This is a genomic window from Acinetobacter sp. ESBL14 (assembly GCF_036668815.1).
Taxonomy (GTDB): domain Bacteria; phylum Pseudomonadota; class Gammaproteobacteria; order Pseudomonadales; family Moraxellaceae; genus Acinetobacter; species Acinetobacter gyllenbergii.
The window spans coordinates 44,730-65,298 of record NZ_JAZEVS010000006.1 but is presented as its reverse complement, the minus strand read 5'-3'; the positions used below and the strand labels follow the sequence as shown (position 1 = coordinate 65,298).

At 41.0% G+C, this 20,569-nt stretch carries 15 protein-coding genes and 1 pseudogene; 8 read left to right on the top strand and 8 right to left on the bottom strand.

Annotated elements, in window-relative coordinates; genetic code table 11:
* Window positions 1–80: 80 nt before the first annotated feature.
* From V6E90_RS17020 to glnA, 4 genes are all read right to left on the bottom strand, one after another.
* Window positions 81–1,385, bottom strand: coding sequence for an alpha/beta hydrolase family protein (locus tag V6E90_RS17020; protein WP_023270188.1), 1,305 nt, complete (start codon window positions 1,383–1,385; stop codon window positions 81–83).
* 109 nt (window positions 1,386–1,494) lie between these two features.
* Window positions 1,495–2,376, bottom strand: coding sequence for a 4-hydroxybenzoate octaprenyltransferase (gene ubiA / locus V6E90_RS17015; RefSeq protein ID WP_016540492.1), 882 nt, complete (start codon window positions 2,374–2,376; stop codon window positions 1,495–1,497).
* A gap of 15 nt (window positions 2,377–2,391) precedes the next feature.
* The gene (locus V6E90_RS17010; protein WP_016660385.1) at window positions 2,392–2,883 is read right to left on the bottom strand and encodes a chorismate--pyruvate lyase family protein; all 492 of its coding nucleotides are present in this window, start codon (window positions 2,881–2,883) and stop codon (window positions 2,392–2,394) included.
* Between the two features lie 406 nt (window positions 2,884–3,289).
* Entirely contained in the window at window positions 3,290–4,705 is a 1,416-nt protein-coding gene (gene glnA, locus V6E90_RS17005) for a type I glutamate--ammonia ligase (protein ID WP_171057879.1), read from the bottom strand.
* 622 nt (window positions 4,706–5,327) lie between these two features.
* On the opposite strand from glnA, the gene V6E90_RS17000 reads away from it, so the two are divergent.
* Window positions 5,328–5,912, top strand: coding sequence for an anthranilate synthase component II (locus V6E90_RS17000; protein ID WP_016540490.1), 585 nt, complete (start codon window positions 5,328–5,330; stop codon window positions 5,910–5,912).
* 357 nt (window positions 5,913–6,269) lie between these two features.
* A complete protein-coding gene (locus V6E90_RS16995; protein ID WP_023270189.1) occupies window positions 6,270–7,634 on the top strand; it encodes an L-cystine transporter in 1,365 nt (454 codons plus the stop codon).
* Between the two features lie 60 nt (window positions 7,635–7,694).
* Here V6E90_RS16995 and V6E90_RS16990 read toward each other — a convergent pair.
* Window positions 7,695–10,467: pseudogene (locus tag V6E90_RS16990) on the bottom strand (M1 family metallopeptidase).
* 7 nt (window positions 10,468–10,474) lie between these two features.
* A complete protein-coding gene (locus V6E90_RS16985; protein WP_332606012.1) occupies window positions 10,475–13,207 on the bottom strand; it encodes a TonB-dependent receptor plug domain-containing protein in 2,733 nt (910 codons plus the stop codon).
* A 369-nt stretch (window positions 13,208–13,576) separates the two neighbouring features.
* On the opposite strand from V6E90_RS16985, the gene trpD reads away from it, so the two are divergent.
* From trpD to V6E90_RS16955, 6 genes are all read left to right on the top strand, one after another.
* A complete protein-coding gene (gene trpD / locus V6E90_RS16980; protein ID WP_032865714.1) occupies window positions 13,577–14,626 on the top strand; it encodes an anthranilate phosphoribosyltransferase in 1,050 nt (349 codons plus the stop codon).
* Window positions 14,627–14,635: 9 nt separating this feature from the next.
* Entirely contained in the window at window positions 14,636–15,442 is an 807-nt protein-coding gene (gene trpC / locus V6E90_RS16975; protein WP_065343032.1) for an indole-3-glycerol phosphate synthase TrpC, read from the top strand.
* Window positions 15,443–15,554: 112 nt separating this feature from the next.
* Window positions 15,555–15,908, top strand: coding sequence for an immunity protein Imm33 domain-containing protein (locus V6E90_RS16970; protein ID WP_332606011.1), 354 nt, complete (start codon window positions 15,555–15,557; stop codon window positions 15,906–15,908).
* A gap of 189 nt (window positions 15,909–16,097) precedes the next feature.
* A complete protein-coding gene (locus V6E90_RS16965) occupies window positions 16,098–16,787 on the top strand; it encodes a Smr/MutS family protein (protein WP_016540484.1) in 690 nt (229 codons plus the stop codon).
* Window positions 16,788–16,878: 91 nt separating this feature from the next.
* A complete protein-coding gene (folE, locus tag V6E90_RS16960) occupies window positions 16,879–17,427 on the top strand; it encodes a GTP cyclohydrolase I FolE (protein WP_332606010.1) in 549 nt (182 codons plus the stop codon).
* A gap of 14 nt (window positions 17,428–17,441) precedes the next feature.
* Window positions 17,442–17,801, top strand: a complete 360-nt coding sequence (locus V6E90_RS16955; protein ID WP_332606009.1) for a cupin domain-containing protein — start codon at window positions 17,442–17,444, stop codon at window positions 17,799–17,801.
* Window positions 17,802–17,811: 10 nt separating this feature from the next.
* Here V6E90_RS16955 and V6E90_RS16950 read toward each other — a convergent pair whose 3' ends face one another.
* Complete coding sequence (locus tag V6E90_RS16950) at window positions 17,812–18,645, bottom strand: DUF1911 domain-containing protein (RefSeq protein ID WP_442881266.1); 834 nt, start codon at window positions 18,643–18,645, stop codon at window positions 17,812–17,814.
* A 2-nt stretch (window positions 18,646–18,647) separates the two neighbouring features.
* Entirely contained in the window at window positions 18,648–20,528 is a 1,881-nt protein-coding gene (locus V6E90_RS16945) for an Lnb N-terminal periplasmic domain-containing protein (RefSeq protein WP_332606008.1), read from the bottom strand.
* Window positions 20,529–20,569 lie beyond the last annotated feature (41 nt).

The window sequence follows — 20,569 nt, the reverse complement described above, 5'->3', positions numbered from 1 at the left end:
CGTAACAATATAACAAAAAAGAGCCTCTATAAAGAGGCTCTTTTTTAAAAGCAAATTTCTTCTAAATAAGCAAAGAAATCTTAGAATTTACCCGTACAGTGCGGGCTTTGACTCGCATCTTTCTGCGCATCGGTCAATACGATACCTGTACCTGCTGACATATTGGCTTGGATAAAGCCATAAGCATCCGCATTCTTACATACAATTGCTTGAGTATGACTCGCCCCAACAACAGGCAAGAAAGTTACTTTAGTACCCAATGCAATCAATCCTTTTTGCAAGGAGTCTGTTACAGGATAAGGCACGGCCATATCTAATGTCCCCTGAATAATCATGACAGGTGTATTGATTTTCTTGGTCGCAGGTTGATTATCTGTTAAGAATTTTTTCACTGTTGGATTTTCTTGGAAGTTACCCGCTAAGCCTGGATAGTCCAAAACAGTTTTAGTGGTATCTTTGCTGATAAAGTCACGAATATCTGCTGCAAACTTATTATGCAAATCATCTAAACATACGCCATTTTCACCTGTCGTACCTTCGGCGAATTCAGCAATTGAGCGAGAACGTTCCTGAAAAATTTCTCGATAATTAAATTTAGGATCATAAGCAGTAATACCCACAGTCGTATATGCAGCATAAGCAAGCAGCTCTGCATAGACTTCAACTGCTGTACCTACCGGTGCAAGACCAGCCTGTTCTTGCTTAAGAATATTCGCAATTGCCTGTGGTGCAACAACAGAGATGATATAGCCAAGACTAGACGCAGGCGCGCCCGCAACCGCACCTTTATAATTTGCATCATTATTTGCAAATTCAGCAGTACCCAATGAAGCATGACCACCTTGAGACTGACCAATAGACATCCATTGTCCGTTGAGTTTCGCCCCATAATGATCTTTTGCTGCTTTTACCGCTGCAATCGCAGATTTAGCTTCACTACTCAAGTTTAGATATGGATGAATTCCAGGAGTCCCCAAACCTTCATAATCTGGCGCAATCACCACATAACCCGCCGCCAATAAAGTATCAGCGAGGATTTTAAAGCGAGGATTCACAGTATTATTACTTGGTGCACAACTATCACCCACCCCAACCGTACCATGCTCCCACACCACAACTCGATAACCATCAGTAGGCTGAGCGACTTTAGGGAACATCACCAGTGCGGTTGCTTTGGCAGTGCGACCTTGAACATTCTCCATGTTATAAGTCATTACCTTGAGTGATGAGGCATTATCCACTTTATCCTTAGAATAAGTCGTTTCAGACAGATAGGTTTTATTCGAATCTACCCCAGTATAATCATCATCATTGTCATTACATGCGGTTAAAAATAATGCCGAAATAGAGAATGTTATTGCTAATGCAATTTTAGACCGTTTCATAAAATATCCTTTTAGTCCTTGTTTTATTTTAAGCATGAAACTACATGCCACATTATTAAGGCATAAAAAAAGTGCCCTGCATAGGACACTTTTCAACTATTCAGTCAATTTAAAATATGAATTCTAAAAAAATTCCAATAAAAATAATCAGTCCCACCCAGCGATTGTGACGGAATGCCCAAAAACAGATTTGTGGGTCACGATCTTTGGTTTTAACCGCTTGATAGATAAAATCTCCTGCAACAATCAAAAGTGCAGCCAACCCAAATGGGAGTAACAGATTTTCCAGATATAAAGCCCCACCAATCAAGATCAGGCTTAAAAGCTGTAACAAACCGATAATTTGGATATCGTAACGACCAAATAAAATCGCTGTCGATTTCACGCCAATCTTCAAATCATATTCACGATCAGTAATTGCATATTGGGTATCATAAGCCACTGTCCATGCCAAATTGCCGAAATATAAAAGCCAGCAGGTTAAATCCAAGGGTTTCCCCATTGCCGTAAAAGACATTGGAATTCCCCATGAAAATGCCATGCCCAAAACCACTTGTGGTAAGTGAGTATAGCGTTTCATAAAGGGATAAATAAACGCCAGCACCAACCCTGCCAAAGCGCAATAAAAGGTCGCAATAGGTAGAAAAAATAAGGTACAAGCACTAGCAGCAACCAAACCCAAAAAAACATAAACCGCTTCGCGTGGGCGTATGACACCTGTCGCCAATGGACGTGTCTTGGTACGCTCTACATGGGCATCGACTTTGCGATCGGCAAAGTCATTAATCGCACAACCTGCTGCACGCATAAAAATAGTGCCCAAGACCATCGCAATGAGAATCTGCAAGGGTGGTAAACCACCAGCAGCAATCCATAGCGCCCACATGGTTGGCCAAAAGACCAGCTCTGTGCCAATCGGTTTATCAAAGCGGCATAAATAATAATAGGCTTCTAAACGTTGCCGCCATGTTGTGTGTTGCACTGTTTCCATGATGAATCCTTAGAGTCAATGCTGTCGAATAAACTGTTCAAATGCAGGGAGAAAGGTCTCCTGCACGATAAATTTGCAACCATGCCAAGTATAACAACTTTGTCTGGTCCACCCTTCTTCAAGATAAATCACTCTTCTTTCACAGGCAGGATTGGTTCGTTGAAATAAAAACCAACCAATAGGCTTATTACGAATATGCCGAAATAAACGTGCTTTCTTATGTAAGCTTAAAATTGGAAAGATACTTTTTGCTTTAACCCAAGCTTCTGTTTCACTGCCATAAAGATTGGTTTCACGTACCCAGGCAATATGGTGTGCTGGCATTTGCATCCATTGGCTATCGTTGAAAGTGAGTCGTTGAAAATGCTCTTTTGTCCGTTCAACATGAAACTCCCCCCCACCCAAATCAGTCAATTGCTGAGTGAGGGAACCAGATGCATACAACCATTTTTTTAATTCAGCTGGGATCTCTCGTCCCTTAATTCTGTTTGGTCGTAAATTTCGCATGCTTGGCTCACTAAAAACATCATTAGGGTCTGCTGATACTTCAGCCATGCATTGCGTTATAGGCTAAAACCACACAAACAAGGCATGGAACGTAGACAATGGCGATACCCTTGTCAAGTTTCATAACGAAGTTTGGGGAGGTTTTAGACATAACCCTTCGGGACAGGGTCATTTTTTGATGTTACAACGTTAGCCCGTATTCATTTAGAAGCACTAAATTTCATACGACCTGCCTTGTAACATCTAAAAAATGTCCTCTGTCGCAATGAGAGCTGTAGCTCGCAAGGTGAAGTGCCAGCAGACCCTATGAGTGTACATGAATTTCTTTAGAAAAAGCGCATGAGTTTCAATTGAATCAAAAACATAAAAAAAGCTCGCCGAAGCGAGCTTTTTCAATCTGTATGTATTACAGGCTGTAGTACATATCAAATTCAACTGGGTGAGTCGTCGTGTTAAGACGGCGTACATCTTCAGTTTTAAGTTCGATATATGCATCAAGCATTTCTTTAGTGAATACACCACCTTTCAACAGGAACTCATGATCCGCTTCAAGAGCAGCAATCGCCATTTCCAAGTTGTGCGCAACTGTTGGGATTTTTGCTTCTTCTTCAGGAGGAAGATCATATAAGTTCTTGTCAGCAGCTTCACCTGGGTGGATCTTGTTTTGAATACCGTCAAGACCAGCCATCAATAATGCCGCAAAACCTAAGTACGGGTTCATTAATGGATCAGGGAAACGTGCTTCGATACGTTTGCCTTTAGGGCTAGAAACGTAAGGAATACGGATAGAAGCCGAACGGTTACGTGCTGAGTAAGCAAGCATAATTGGTGCTTCGTAGTGTGGAACCAAACGCTTATAAGAGTTTGTACCTGGGTTAGTAATCGCATTCAACGCACGCGCGTGTTTGATTACACCACCGATGAAGAACAATGCCATTTCTGATAAACCAGCATATTCATCACCAGCAAACAAGTTCTTGCCATCTTTAGAGATTGACATATGAACGTGCATACCAGAACCGTTATCACCAACCATTGGCTTAGGCATGAATGTCGCTGTTTTGCCATATTGATGCGCAACGTTCCAAACTGCATATTTGAACTGCTGAACTTCGTCCGCTTTACGAACTAAAGTATTAAAGCTCACACCAATTTCTAATTGGCAAGATGCAACTTCGTGGTGATGTACTTCTACACGACCAGGGCCCATGATGTCTTCGATACGTGCACACATTTCAGCACGCATGTCTTGATGAGAGTCAACTGGAGGAACTGGGAAGTAACCGCCTTTAACACGTGGACGGTGACCTGAGTTACCTGCTTCGTAGTCTTTACCTGTAGACCAAGCAGCTTCTTCAGCGATCAATGTGTGGCGCGCGCCAGACATGTCGATGTCCCATTTTACTTCGTCAAAAACAAAGAATTCTGGTTCTGGACCAAAGAATGCTGTATCACCAATACCTGTAGATTTTAAATATTCTTCAGCACGACGAGCAATTGAACGTGGGTCACGCTCGTAACCTTGACCAGTTGAAGGCTCGATAACGTCACAAGTTACAACAACTGTAGGCTCAGCAAAGAACGGGTCAAGAAAACCTGTTTCAGCATCTGGACGTAAGATCATGTCAGAAGCTTCAATGCCTTTCCAACCAGCAATTGAAGAACCATCAAACATTTTACCGTCTTCAAATGTATCTTCATCAATGGTATCAGCTGGGTAAGTTACGTGCTGCTCTTTACCCTTAGTATCAGTAAAGCGAAAATCGACCCATTTTGCGCCACTTTCTTTGATGAGTTGAAGGACCTTGTTCGCCATGCTCATTTGCTCCAATGAAGTTTTTATGCACTTGTTAAGTGCGTGTTAGTTGTTGGTGTATAATTAGCAATTATCATACCAACAATTTCAAAGCATACCTAAAACATTGAAATTCTTTGCAGAAAAAATGCTTTAAGCTCCCTGTCCTATGCTTACTTTAATGCCTGCATTTTAAAATGCACCATATTTAAACATTCCTATTTCAGCTCGTCCCTAAAAAAGACATAATGAACCAAAATGGTGCAATACATATAACAAAGAACCAATGTAGTGCCAATTACGCTTTTATTATTCGCGTAAATTGGCTTTTTATATCATTCTTTTCAACATCATTCCAATCAATTCATTCAGACTTTCGATTCACTTTCAGTTTTTTTTCTCAAGTGTTTCAATTACAAAAATTTATGATCAATTAACTGCTCATTTCAATAAACAAAATTGGCCTTTCATTCAGCCTTCAGTGCTTTCAAAATTTCCCACATTAATGATCGGTTTTGTTATGATGATTTCCCGTTATCGCTAGAATAATCTTTTCTCTATTCAAGATAGATGAAAAAATACAGCGCTCTGATCGGTTTATCGAATTCAATAGCACAATTAAGTGCATATCTTTCAAAAGGTTATAATCATGCTTCTAATGATTGACAATTATGACTCATTTACTTACAACATCGTTCAATACTTTGGCGAGTTGAATCAAGAAGTAAAAGTTGTTCGTAATGATCAAGTGACATTAGAGGATATTGAGCGATGGCAGCCGAAATATCTGGTGATTGGCCCTGGTCCATGCTCTCCGAGTGAAGCAGGCATTTCTATACCAGCCATCAATCACTTTGCTGGCAAAATTCCTTTGCTTGGTGTTTGCTTGGGTCATCAAGCCATTGGACAAGCCTTTGGTGGTCATATCATTCGCGCCAAAACCGTGATGCATGGTCGCCTATCCGATATGCACCATAGTGACAAAGGGATTTTTAGCAACTTGCCATCACCTTTTGCTGCAACACGTTATCATTCATTGGTGATTGAGCAAGAAACTTTGCCAGAGTGCTTAGAAGTGACCTGTTGGACCAATCAAGCAGATGGCACGATTGAAGAAATTATGGGCGTCAAACATAAAACTCTGCCTGTGGAAGGTGTGCAATTTCACCCTGAGTCTATTTTGAGCGAACATGGTCATCAAATTTTCAAAAACTTCTTGGATATTTACGCTTAAACACGAGCATTTGATTACATCAAATATCCTGACAGCCCATTTTTAATCAATGGGCTGTTTTTATTTTGAACATATAAAAACAATATATAACTCATACACACGGTATAAATTTTCAGCATTAAACTTAATCTGAAAACTTACACTTAAAAACAAGTCATTCTTTTTCAATAATTAATCCACTTTTCACACGTTATAAAAAGTAAGTTCAATCCTCAATTTCTGTTTTGTCTGATTGCATTTTACTTTTTTAGATTAACTATAGTCATAGGAATGATTAAGTTTCAGGGCGGCTGGATGATAGAATCTAAGTCATTGTTCTTAGCATTCCCCCTGAATGATCTATCAGGATAACCTATTGTGAATACCTTGGTTTTATTGAATATTATTGTTTTTGTCCTGCTCATGGCAGGATTGTTTTTTACTTATCGAAAAGACTGGAGTCTCTCCAAAAAAGTTCTGATCGGTATGGTGGTTGGTATCTTCTTCGGTTTAGCCCTTAAAGCGATCTACGGCGATAACCCTGTGCTTGAACACTCGGTTGCATGGTTCAACCTTGTGGGTAATGGTTATGTACAACTATTACAAATGGTGATCATGCCACTGATTTTCATCTCGATTTTAAGTGCGGTGGTGAAACTACACCAAACCACGTCTCTTGGAAAAATCAGTGTACTCGTGATTGGTATCTTGTTAGCGACCACAGCAATTGCTGCACTGGTGGGTGCAGGTATCACCAATTTATTTGGCTTAAGCGCTGAAGGACTAGTACAAGGCACCAAAGAAGCGGCGCGTCTAGCGACCATTCAAAGCCAATACATTGGACAAGTGACAGATTTAGATGTTCCAAAGCTCTTGCTTTCACTATTCCCTCAAAACCCATTTGCTGATTTAACCGGTGTTCGTCCAACGGCAATTATCAGTGTGGTGATTTTCTCTGCATTTTTAGGTGTGGCTGCACTTAAACTGATGGATAAAGACACCGTCAATGGCGAAAGAATCCGACACGGGATTGAAGCACTGCAAGCATTGGTGATTAGTCTTGTCCGTTTGGTGATGCAATTTACGCCTTATGGTGTATTGGCACTCATGACCAAAATGGTGGCAACGGCGAATGTTGCTGACATTGTAAAACTGGGCGAATTCTTAGTTGCCTCTTATCTTGGCCTTGCAATTATGTTCCTCGTACATGCACTAATTTTGCTATTTGTACGTGTCAATCCAATCGACTTTTTCAAGAAAGTTTTTCCTGTTTTAACTTTTGCATTTACCAGTCGTTCAAGTGCAGCCAGTATTCCACTCAATATCGAAGCACAGACCAAACAATTGGGTGTGCCTGAAGGGATTGCCAGCTTTTCTGCTTCATTTGGTGCAACCATTGGTCAAAATGGTTGTGCAGGTTTATACCCTGCAATGCTGGCGGTGATGGTTGCCCCAACAGTCGGTATCAATCCGCTTGATCCATTATGGATTGCGCAGTTGGTTGTGGTGGTAACCCTCAGTTCGATTGGTGTTGCTGGCGTTGGTGGCGGTGCAACCTTCGCTGCTTTAATCGTCCTCCCAGCTATGGGTTTACCGATTACTTTAGTCGCGTTACTGATTTCAATTGAGCCATTGATTGATATGGGTCGTACTGCTTTAAACGTCAACGGTTCGATGACTGCAGGCACAGCGACCAGTCAATTACTCGGTGTCAGAAATCCACAACCCGATAATGATGCTTAAGCTAGATTAAAATAAAAAAAGCCAACGCCTGATCGTTGGCTTTTTTTATGATTGAATAAATTATAACTTCAACTGTTGCACAAGCGAACCATCTTGCTTCGCAACTAAGGACTCACACAGTTGAATCCGTTCCTTGGTTTGATTTAAACCTCGCTCAACGCCAACCAATTCTTTGGTTTTCGGTGCAAAGAAAGCATTCAACTGCGACGCTTCTTGTTGTGAACAGGCTGCGCCACTAAACAATGCGGGGAAACGTCCAGCAGAAGACTTGCCTAAACGATCAAACACAGCATCGTGATTGGTCTTAAACCATGACCACAGTCCACCTTGTTCACCACTATAGCTATTGATTGCGTTAATCACGGTACGTACTTCACCGACTTTCACACGTGGGTCTAAAACGAGCTGACGTGCCTGCTGACGTGTTTCCACCTGATTTGCTGAACCTAAAGCAGTGAGAATCGCCAAACGTTGGGTCGGCTGCGTGATACGTTGTAACTCCCCCACTAAACGGTCAAATGTAGGCTGTCCTTTTTCTTGGACACGGACTGCCAGAATCGTTGGCAATAATTCTGGGGTGAGCTGGGCAAAGTTCAGTTGCGTCCGTTCAAATAAAACATCGGATTGCTTTAACAGTTTTTGGCGAACTTCTGGTACCTGAATTTCCAATGCAAGAAATTGGGCTAACTCACTCCGCCACAAGCTATCCTCAGCAGACTCACCTGCTTTACTCGCATAACCCAATTGATTCAATTTAGGTAGATACAAATTCGCAAGCACTTTTCTAAAATGCTCACGTTCTACCTCCGTCTTCAACACATGGCGTTGGATTGTGCTGAGTTGCTGAAACAATGCCGTACTAATTTGGCGGCTATTCGAGTTCGCAAACTTCTTGGCGACATCCACCACCGCCAAAAGGTTAATATCACCATGATTAAATGCTGCCGAAACCGCATAGGCATAAGCCAATTGTTCAGTATTAGAAAGTTTCTCCGTCGCCGCAGTCAGACGAGCAAGTTCTGGTTCAGGCAAACTAAATTGGTAATAGCCTGCCGCATCAGCATTTGGAATATACCAACTGTTAATACGTGCGCCTTTGAGTTCAATTTTGGCTTCGGCTTGGTCAATCAACTCACACTGAACTTTGCTTGCAGCATTGGGAACTTCGTAACGTACACATAATGGTACCCCCCAAAGACTGTTGGCATCACCTTTTGAACCAACAGGTAAATAACGCGTTTGTTTTACATTTAAAAAGACTTTATTGCCTTGTTGTTGCAATGAGGTATTCAGCAAAGGTACACCAGGCTGATCAATAAAACTTTTCACCGCTTTGCTAAAGCGCTCAGCGTGACCAGACTGTTCTGCGAGAGAGCTAATTAAATCATTAGCGGTCGCACTGCCATATTGATGCTTGTTAATGTAATTACGCACGCCTTGTTTGAATTTTTCTTCACCTAGATAGCTCTCAAACATATTTAAAACAGCTGCACCTTTTTGATAGGTAATGCCATCAAAAGCCGTTTGAATATCGGCATTGCTTAAAATGGGCTGGCGGATACGGCGTACACTGACCAAGCTGTCACTTTTCATTGCGCCCGCTGTATCGACCACACGTTCAAGATCAGCGTTAAATTCAGGATGTAATTGTTGGGTGATTTTACTTTGCATCCACGTGGCAAAAGATTCATTCAACCACAGGTCATCCCACCACGGCATCGTCACCACATCCCCAAACCATTGATGCGCTAATTCATGTGCATTGACATTAAATGAGCTCTGTACAAAAGATACGGGAGAGTCTTTATCCAGCAACATCAAGTAATCTCTAAATGTGATCAGCCCAGGATTTTCCATCGCACCAGCAGCAAAGTCAGGCGCTGCAAGCAAATCCAGCTTGTCGAATGGATAACCAAAAGCAAAATAATCTTCTAGGGTTTTTAAAATGGCTGGGGTTTCAGACAAGGCATGCTGCATTTTTTCAGCCTTAGCATCTGGTGCGATTCCTCGCAGTTTGATCGCCTGCTTACGCCATTCAGTCGCCGCAATATCTGGCCCTTGTTGTACTTGCCAAGGGCCAACCGCCAATGCCAGTAGATAAGTTGGTAGCGGTTTGGTCGGTGCAAAGCTTAACGTTTTCCAGCCCGATTTTTCGGCCTGTTCAGCGACTTGATTGGTATTGGCAAAACCTGAATATTTGCTTGGGATGGTTAAGCGAATATTAAATGGCGTTTTAAAGCGCGGCTCATCAAATGATGGAAAAGATTGACGTGCGCTGATCGCCTCCATTTGAGTCATGACATAAGGTTTACCTTCAAACTCAATTTTATAAATACCATCCAGTTGCTGATCATAATCTGCATTGAAATCCAGTACTAAACGATATTGCCCAGCAGCTAATGTCTTAGCAAATTTAATCAGACTGACCCCATCGACTGCTGAAGCTTGCTCATATTTGGCCGTGGTTTTCTGCCCAGTTGCGGAGAGGATGCTGACGTCTTTTACCGATAAAGATTTACCATGAATCCACACATGATCGGTTGCTTGGGTCAGTTTTAAGTGGATTGTGGTTTTACCGGTATAACTTTTTTGTGCAGGATCAATTTTAAAATCTAAATCATAAGATTCGGGAATGGCCCATTCAGGTAATTTGCCGATTGGAATTTGTTCATTGCTATTTGATGCAAAAAGCTGTGTTGCAGAAAATGAAAGTAATGTTGTCAGTAGCAATTGTTTTTTAAATGAAGGTTTGACCAACATAGGAGAGCTGTCCTCTGTAGTTTTTAAAATAAAGAGATGCAGCAAATGGTGTACCATGTCGCTGCATCCACACATCATTGTTAGAATTTATAATTAAACTCCAACCAACCCTGACGGCCGATTGGTGAATATGATCCTACTGGATAATATGGCCATCCGCCTGTGTCATCGTGTTTCACTTTGTCAAATAGATTATTCACAATGATGGATGCAGAGGCCTTGGGTGAAATTTGATAAGTTCCACTCCAATTGACCAAATAAGTCGGGCTTAAGTAAGCCGTTTGATTACCGTTTGGAATCTTGCCATAGCGATTGACTAATACGGTTGATGCCCAATCACCAAGACTCCAACTGAGACTGGTATTCAAGCGGTCTCTCCAATCTGGAATGGTTAAGTCTTTTAAATAGTTATCTTTCTCGCCATCTTTTGATTGTTGATATTCACGTTCCAACACACGGCTATAATTCATCGTCCATAGGAAGTTACCCATATTTTCAGTTTTCCAGCGCCATTTGCTGGTGAAATCAATCCCGCGAGTATGATCTGAAGCTGCATTGATCGGAACAATATTGATATTGTTGATGACATTTGGATCAACCACTGCATTTGCTGGATTACGCTCTACACGTGCCAATGCATCAACACATTGTGCCGAGTTGATATCTTGCGCTCCTAAACGACAAGCAGCTTCTTGACGTAAAATTTTATCTGGACTGAGATTGGTCACTAGATTATCAATTTTGATATCCCAGTAATCGATGGAGATATCAAACTTATTACTCGGAGACCACACAAAGCCTGCACCATAAGATTTACCTTCTTCGGGTTTTAAATCTTTGTTGCCTGTTAAGGTGTAGTTCGCGCCAGGCGAATAATCTTTAAAGCTACATTTATCTAATGCTTGTCCCGTTTGGCTACAACGTAAATAATCGGTGGTACTTGGGAAATACCCTCTTTGTTTATTTAAAAACAGATAATTCATATCTGGTGCACGGAAACTGGTGGCGTAGTTGCCTCGCACCAATAAGGTTGGATGTGGCCTAAATTCTAAGCCTGAACCAAAGGTAAATTTATCAATACTGTTATCTGACAAAGCATAGCGGTCATAACGTCCAGATAAGGTTAAATTGAGTGGCTTGGCTAAAGGTAAGAATAATTCCGTACCCAATGCCTGACGGGTACGTGCCCCTCCATATTCGCCACTGGAAGTGGCATTATAGAAGTCCCCATTTTCCACCGCCTTATCGGGTTTGATTTTAAAACCTTGGCGTCCAATTTCTGCTACAGCAGCAAGCTTGGCCGTTCCTGCAGGCAATTCAAATACATCACCATTGGCACTTAAAGTTAGGCCCTGTGCCCAAGACTTGTCATTTTCCTCCGTTGTGCCTGAAATGCTTCTAAACTCACTAGCGGTCAGTGGCCGACTGATACGATCTAAATGCGGGGAATAAATTGGAATACCATCTTGGTCTACACCCAGTCGCTGACCTAGGAAATATTCATCAACATTCGAACGAACCAGCCCTTGTTTACGTAATTGACTGGTATAAATCGAGCCATTATAGGCGGCTTCATAGCGCCAACTACTGTCCCCAATATCGCCACGGATACCAAAGTTCAAATTGGAGGAGAGTTCTTTCCATTTTTTATTGGCTTGTTCAACACCACCGAGTTCTTCTGGTGCAAAACGTCGTGTCCAGATTTCATAATTTCCTGTGTCTTGATTGAGGAAATAACCACTACTCGCGCCTAAAGAAGTCCATGTCGGACCACGAGTATTGTTTTCAATTTGATTGGCGCCAATCAACACATCCGCGAATAATTGGGTTTTCTCATTCAGCTCATAATCTAATCCGAGATAACCATTTTGGCTGAGATTCTTGGTTTGAACGGTCCAATAAGTCGGTCGGGCCAAACCACTGGCACAGTTATCTGCTCCTGCTTTTCCAATATTTGTTACTGAGCCTTTAAATAGATCATCAAATGCATCACAGCTATTAATTGAAAGATACTGGCCTGTCTTGGCATTTTTACGCCCAACGATCGTGTCTGGTTTTTCCCCTCGACGTGTTCGGCTCGACATAAAATCTCGGTCCGCTGCCCAAATCGGTTCGCGCCCACTCAGTTCAACGCCATAAACCAGATTGAGCTTGTCCAGTGTTTTACTACCACTCAGTTGTAAACGTAAATTTTCGCCACCTTCTTTGGTCCCACCCGCCTTAATATTGAATTGAGTGCCATCGGTTTTCTTTTTCAATATGATATTCACCACACCTGCAATCGCATCTGAACCATAGATCGCGGAAGCTCCCCCGTTTAAGATTTCAATGCGGTCAATAATCGCAGTCGGAATATTGGCTAAATTGACAAAATTCACAGCGCCATCATACGGCACTGGATAATCTGCAACCCGATGTCCATTGATTAAAGTTAAGGTATGGTTCGGCCCCAAACCTCGTAAACTAATCGCGTTGGCTGCAGGCGTAAAGGTATTGCCATAATCCGCACCTTGTACAAAACCTGTGTTTTGGGTCAGGTTATTCAAGGCATCAAAGGCATTACTAAAACCATGTTTCTCAATATCGGCTGCGCTAATGACCGTTACACTGGTTGGGCCATCTTTCTGGGCTTTGGAAATACGTGAGCCTGTGACAGCAACACGCACCACTTTATCCGATGTCGCATCGATTTGTGGCTTTTCTATACTTGTCTCAGCATGAGTTTCTAATGGGTGAAGACATGCAATAAAGACAAAAACAAAACAACCTTTGTTTTTAACAGCCCCAAGATATTTCAAGTAATTTAGGTACATATTTATGAATGAATAAAATTATGACCGACCTAATATATCCACTTTTATTTAGTTAATTTATACACATTTTTTATAGAGATATGGCGGATTAAGATATACCAAATGGTTGATTATTTATTATAAAAACTCAGATAAACCTTTCATAAAATAATACCTTTTTCATTCAATCACTCCCAACCACAAATTTATCAACCTACTTAAACGGGTTAAATTTTAAAAACTCTCTAGCCACAACCTAAATCTTGCGTTATTTTCTGCTAACATAAGCCCTTAGCGAGTGGGACACACACCACAAAAAGCCGAGCTATCCTTCACCACTAACCAGTTTCATCCAAATTTTTTAATCATTAAATGCTGTAACTCATGACTATGAATATCCAACAGGCACTCAATAATATTACCAAGAACATCCATCTGACCCAGCCACAAATGGAAGATGTCATGCGCAGTATCATGCAAGGTGAAGCCACTGATGCTCAAATCGGTGCGCTGATGATGGGCTTGCGCATGAAGGGTGAAAGTATTGATGAAATTACAGCTGCTGCACGTATCATGCGTGAGTTTGCGATTAAAATTGATGTCAGTGATATTCCTCATCTGGTCGATATCGTGGGTACAGGTGGTGATGGTCAAAACTTATTTAATGTTTCAACCGCTTCAAGTTTTGTGATCGCTGCTGCGGGAGCAACGATTGCCAAACATGGTAACCGCGGTGTATCAAGCAAATCGGGTTCTTCTGACGTGCTTGAACAGATTGGCATTCAACTTGATTTAGACATGCAGCAAACGGAACGTTGTATCCGTGAAATGGGCGTAGGTTTTCTGTTTGCGCCAAATCATCATAAAGCTATGAAATATGCCGTGGCGCCACGGCGTGAATTGGGCATTCGCAGTATTTTTAACTTACTTGGCCCACTCACCAACCCTGCTGGCGTGAATCGTTTTGTGATTGGCGTATTCTCAGATGAATTGTGTCGTCCCATTGCCGAAGTATTAAAACAGCTCGGTGCAGTGCATGTACTGGTGGTACATTCTAAAGATGGCCTAGATGAAATTAGCCTAGCTGCACCAACCGCTGTGGCTGAGCTTAAAGATGGCGAAGTTAGCGAATGGACGCTGAACCCAGAAGACGTTGGTATCGCCTCTCAAACCCTCACTGGTTTAGTGGTGAATAGTTCAGAAGAAAGCTTAAAACTGATCAAAGATGCTTTAAGTCGTGACAAATCAGACGTTGGCGAAAAAGCCGCAAATATGATTGCATTGAATGCAGGTGCTGGCATTTACGTCGCTGGCATTACCAAAACCTATAAACAAGCCGTTGAGCTGGCTCAAGATATTCTCTACGGCGGACAGGCCTTAGAAAAAATGAGTATCTTGGCTGAATTTACCAAGACATTGAAACAATATCAGGCAGATTAAGGATTTCTCATGATCGATATTCAAAATACCATTTTAGGTAAAATTGTTGACCGCAAACATGAGGAACTTGCAGCACGTTTAAAACAACGTAGCTTGCATGATGTTGAGCAGTGGGCAAAACAAGCCACCCCTGTTCGTGGTTTTGCCAATGCCTTACAACACAAACGTCCAGCTGTAATTGCTGAAATTAAAAAAGCATCACCTTCTAAAGGTGTGATCCGTGCAGACTTTAATCCTGCGGAGATTGCCCAACAATATGAACAGGCAGGTGCTGCTTGCTTATCGGTATTAACCGATGTGGATTTCTTCCAAGGAGCAGACGAAAATATTGCGATTGCACGTCAGCATTGTGCCCTACCAGCTTTGCGTAAAGACTTTTTGATTGATCCTTACAATGTAGTTGAAGCACGTGCACTGCAAGCAGATTGTATTTTATTGATCGTGGCTTGTTTATCTGACCAACAACTCGAAGAAATGTCGAAAACCGCATTTGAACATCAGTTGGATGTGTTGGTTGAAGTGCATGATGAATATGAGTTAGAACGTGCTTTAAAACTTTCTGAACAATGCATTTTAGGGGTGAATAATCGTAATCTTAAAACCTTTGATGTCGATTTAAATACCTCATTGCGTTTAAAGAAATTATTGCCTGCATCTCGTATTTTGGTCACAGAAAGTGGTATCGCTACGCCTGCTGATGTAGACATGATGCAAGCCAATGATATTCATACTTTCCTTGTGGGTGAAAGTTTTATGAAGCAACCTCGCCCTGATCAAGCATTTAATGCATTATTTGGGCAGCCTGAGCAAGTTTAATTTTAAATAACATGAAAGCCCAATTCTTTATCATTGGGCTTTGATAATTATTAAAAAAATACCATGCCAAAATATGGATTTGAATTGACAATAAAATAAAGAGCTTGAATTTATGTCGAATAAAGAAATTGAATCATTACAAAGAAGCTTATGTAGAAAATATGATACTCATTATTGCCCAACTTTAGAGGGAACGAAGTTAGGAATAACACTGAATATCAAAGAAAATATAACTCCTATTAATGGCTTAAGACATCCTCCTGAAGACAAGACGAATGGATGGTATATCTGGGGCGGTGAAGATTTTTCTGATGATCCTAATTTTTTTAATTCTATACATATAGAACATATCACTGAATGGTGCCCACAAATACAAAAGTTTCTAGCATTACCTCCTGGTTGGAGATTCTTAATAGCTAATAATTATGAAGACGTTTGGTTTGATGAGTCATTACTTGACATTTAGTTTTATAAAGCTTTTTTTCTTAACAATCTAATTTTGAATAATCTTATAATTACAACTAATTGACCATTTTTGAACAGCCACTCACTACTTTAGATTATCTACACATTGCCTGAATGCAATTCAGTTCAAATCATCACGGTTTCGGACTATAATTTTACATCTCTGGTATCTGCCTATTTTTCTAAACTTATGAGTAAACACGATTCATCGCTTTCTAAAGATCAGTTTAACTTACTGAAAGCCTTTAAAAAGCAAATTTCCAATCCGCAAGCGAGTGCGATTGCCAAACAAGCGGAGTCACAAAAGACTCCAGCCGCTGCTGAAGAGTTGGAAGATACTGAACTTTTTAAAAAAGCCCTACTTGGGGTAAAACCCATCGACAATCAGAATATTGCCGATACTAAAGTTGCGCGTAGCAAAAAAGTCGATGCCCAAACTTTGGCAAAACGTGCTGCAGCAGAAGGTGGTGCAGAGCAAGAGCTTACAGAAATTTCAGATACCCAAGCGATCTTAAACCCTGTTGCCAGCCAAGCGGCTTTAAGCTATCGCATTGCAACCTTGCAGCACAAAGTATTTGAAGATTTAAAAGCAGGCAAAATTCGCTGGTTTGAAGCGGTCGATCTACATGGCTGTACCGTTGAACAAGCACGGGCTGCTGTTTTACAAGTGATTCAAATGGCAAAAGATGAAAATCAAAATGTCGTTAAAATTGTGCATGGCAAAGGCCCTGAAGCAATCTTGAAAACCTATGTCAATGGTTGGCTCAGACAGCATCGTGATGTACTTGCTTTCGTCAGTGCCCCTGAAAATCAAGGCGGTACAGGTGCTGTTTTAGTCTTACTCAAACGTGCCGAAAAGAACCCTAAGTACAAACAGTAATCGGCATTTTTATCAAAACTAAGATTTCTAATCGTTTTCTGGTACAATTGCCGTTTTTGTTCAACCCACCTAAGTGAACATTGTTATGTCTATGCAGCAATCGTACGCAAATATCTTAACTGCCGTTGGTGAAGACCTTAATCGCCCAGGCTTAAAAGATACGCCAATGCGTGCGGCTAAAGCTTTTTCTTTTTTAACTTCTGGTTATAGCAAAACGCTTGAAGAAGTTACGAATAGCGCACTCTTCCCTTCCGATAACCATGAAATGGTATTGGTTAAAAACATCGAATTTTATTCGCTTTGCGAACACCATTTATTGCCATTTTATGGCCGCGTGCATATCGCTTATTTACCTGAGGGTCAGGTACTAGGCCTATCAAAATTTGCTCGTATTACTGAAATGTTTGCGCGTCGCTTACAGGTTCAGGAAAATTTAACCCAGCAGATTGCGGAAGCAGTTGCAAAGGTAACTCAGGCACGTGGTGTTGCAGTTGTGATCGACTCTGCACATATGTGCATGATGATGCGTGGTGTGGGTAAGCAAGAATCAACCACTCGTACGGTTTCTTTTATCGGTGACTTTAAAACAGATAAAGATACGCGTCGCGAGTTCTTGAGTGCTGTGCCTGAAAGCTATTAATACGAGTACTGCATATGTCATCCATTCAGTTAGCAGGTTTCGGTCATTTAAAAAATGAAGCCAGCGTTGATTACCCTCGACCAGATCGTCTGGTTCAGGGTAATCCTGAGCGGCTCACGTATAGCCTATATGAACATCCACATATGGACTGTGGCATCTGGCAGTGTGAAGTCGGTGCATGGAATATTATATTTGCTGACAATAAACAAGAGTTCTTTCAAATCATTGAAGGTATTGTTCGCATTCATGATGCAAAGACCAATACTTTTATTGAAGTCACAGCGGGAAATGCAGGCATTATCCCAGCTGCATTTGTCGGTACTTTTGAAGTGATGGAAGCAGTAAAAAAATACTATGTGATTGTTGAGGTTTGATCAATCCTCTTTAAATTTCAAACTCATCTGGAAAACTCTCGAAATTTTTCATTTCATCTAGTTCAATTCCATATAATTTACAGATAATCAACACTTCAAAACGCCACTTCCCCAACAACGCAATTTTGTGGAAAAATTTCTTTTCCCAATATTTACCTTGCTGCTGATCATGTTCAAGCTGTTGTAAATACAAACTCATCGTAGACGCATCGACTGTTGTATTCAACAAGCCATCTAACTGTCTAAATGGATAAGCAACAGCATAGCTTTCACTAATCGTTTCAACCTCAAGATAGGGATAGCTAATCAAATCAATCAGCCGATCTGAAGGGTAAAGCAATAATCCATCGATTGTTTTTATAATATCAGCCTCATCGCCATAACACATTGCGCAACAAAGCAATAACAATGCATGGCTATAATCTGTCGTAAGTTCTATTGCAGCAACACCAAGCTGTTGTCCATGCGACTGAATGAGTGACAGTAGGTCAGCATAGGCCAACCAGAACTGATAAACAGACAAATAAATTTCTCGAATTTGTGTTGAAGCCAAACCCAGATCATAAGCAAGACGAATCAGATAGGTCAGCTCCAAACAGAAATTTTTAAAATATATTTCCTGCTCTAATAACTGATAGACATCCAGATCATCAACTGCATAAGGATCAAAGTATAAACTTTCATTTTCTCTATACTCCGAGACTTGCGCTTTGATATCATTCCAATGATCTAAAGATCCTGATTGAGAAACTCTCCATTTTGTTCGGTCAGAGATACTTGCTTGGACCTCATCCAATCGTTGTTGTAATTTTTCAAATTCTTGTGCTTGATCAATATCATTCATTATTAAAAAAACCGTACATAGCCCACGCCAATTTTATTCCAGTCTTTATGATCCTGCTGTTCATAATCCCAGTTTACCCTTACAGCGTGATTTGAGTTCAAACTATATTGAAGTTGCGTACCAACTCTTAAATTCCACTGACTCTGATCTTGCCAATACGGTAACTCAATCTGTACCACGCTGTTAATATTGTCTGTCCACAGATTCATACAACCTACCGCTGGCCCTACTCCAACACGCCAGCCTTTATCTAAATTTGTGCCACCTTGAATATGACTTTGCAACTGGGCATAACACAAATTTCGACGATCATAATCTGCCACGCTATACCCGACTTGCATATTTAGATTCATCACACCATGTTGCTGATCTTCACTAAACTGCCCTTTCTCGACAGACTCCTGTTTCCAACCCAAATTAAAACCCCAACTGAGTGGTGATTTAAATGGTTGAATGGGGTTGTAGGAATTCACCGACAGTAGATCTAAATGTTCTAACTTAAGCTTGTCGTCACGGTATTGCAAACTACCATCTAAAAATAAGAGTTGCGTACCTGTACGATAACCCCCCTGTGGATCAATCAAATCGTGATAAGCCTGACGATGCCCAAGTTCAACAAACTTTTGTCCTTGCACCTCTCCAATATTCATAGAAAGATTTCGTGCATGATGTCCTTCTACAGGCTGTTTTTTCGGGCGTATAGGCTCTTGCCGTTGTTTATCAACTTCAATTTGACTGCGCTGAGCAAGTAATTGTCTTAATTGAGGTTGGGCAAAATCGGCATCCACTTTATGGCTAATATATTGCAGATATAAATCATCATAGGCCATTTCTAGAATTTTGGCCTGATCCTGCTGCTGATAGGTGTTTAAAATGGGTTGAGCTTTATCCATTGCAGTAAAAGCAACTTGATGGGCAACTTTGGCTAATGCAGTGCCATGTTGTTTGGCCTGTGCAAGTAACTGCGTTTCTAATGCAGGACGATAAATCACCTCTTTGACTAGATCTTGCTGATCGACCGCCTTCAGGGTTTCAATTGGAATGGCGGCATAATTGAACTGCTGTTTTAGGTTTAAATTAGGACGAACCAAGTCAATTAGACCCAATAAACGATAAGCACAATTATCACTAACAAAATAATAAGGGAAACTCACATGCTGCATTTCCCAAATATGCTCAACCAGAAATCGGGTTTCCTCTAGTGTGAGATTGAGTTCATATTCCCATAAATCACGACTTTCAAAATCACCATATTCTTTGACTTTACGATAATACGGCATTAAAGAATATTCGCCAGGATACTGCCCTGTTAAGCCCTTCCATGCATAAGACCAATTGTCCTCACCTCTTACCGTTGCGGCATAGTTCACGGCATAGGACACTAAATTGAGTTGCTTCTGATCTTTAGGGTCTAGACGTAGCAAAGTATGTCCAAACATTGAACTTGGATTACCCATAAAATCGGTTGCATAAATCAAGGTGGCCTTATACGGCTTGATTTGATTAATCCAGTCCTCAAACTCATTACAAGTTACTTTTGGAAGCTGTTGATCACTGATATTGAGCTGTTGCATCAGCCAACGGCTACGTGCAGGAAATTTACAACGGAACGATTGATTATCTGAAGCTTCAACAAATAAGGCTTTAATATCCGCCTGTAGCTCATTATTTAAATTGGTTTGACCATCTTTTGCGTAAAAATAACCCGCATAACTGACTTCGCTATTTTGTTTATGGTCAGCATACATCAAGCGTTGCCACGTGACGTGCTGATCTAATTTTTTCTTGTTGGCTAGATCCAAATAAGTCTGAATATCTGATTCAACCGCAGCATGTGCAAAGTGGCACGTTAAAAACGCCAGCGCAAAAGTAGCTAATTTCATTCAATCGCAATTTTTAAAATAATAGGAATCGGTATAAGAAA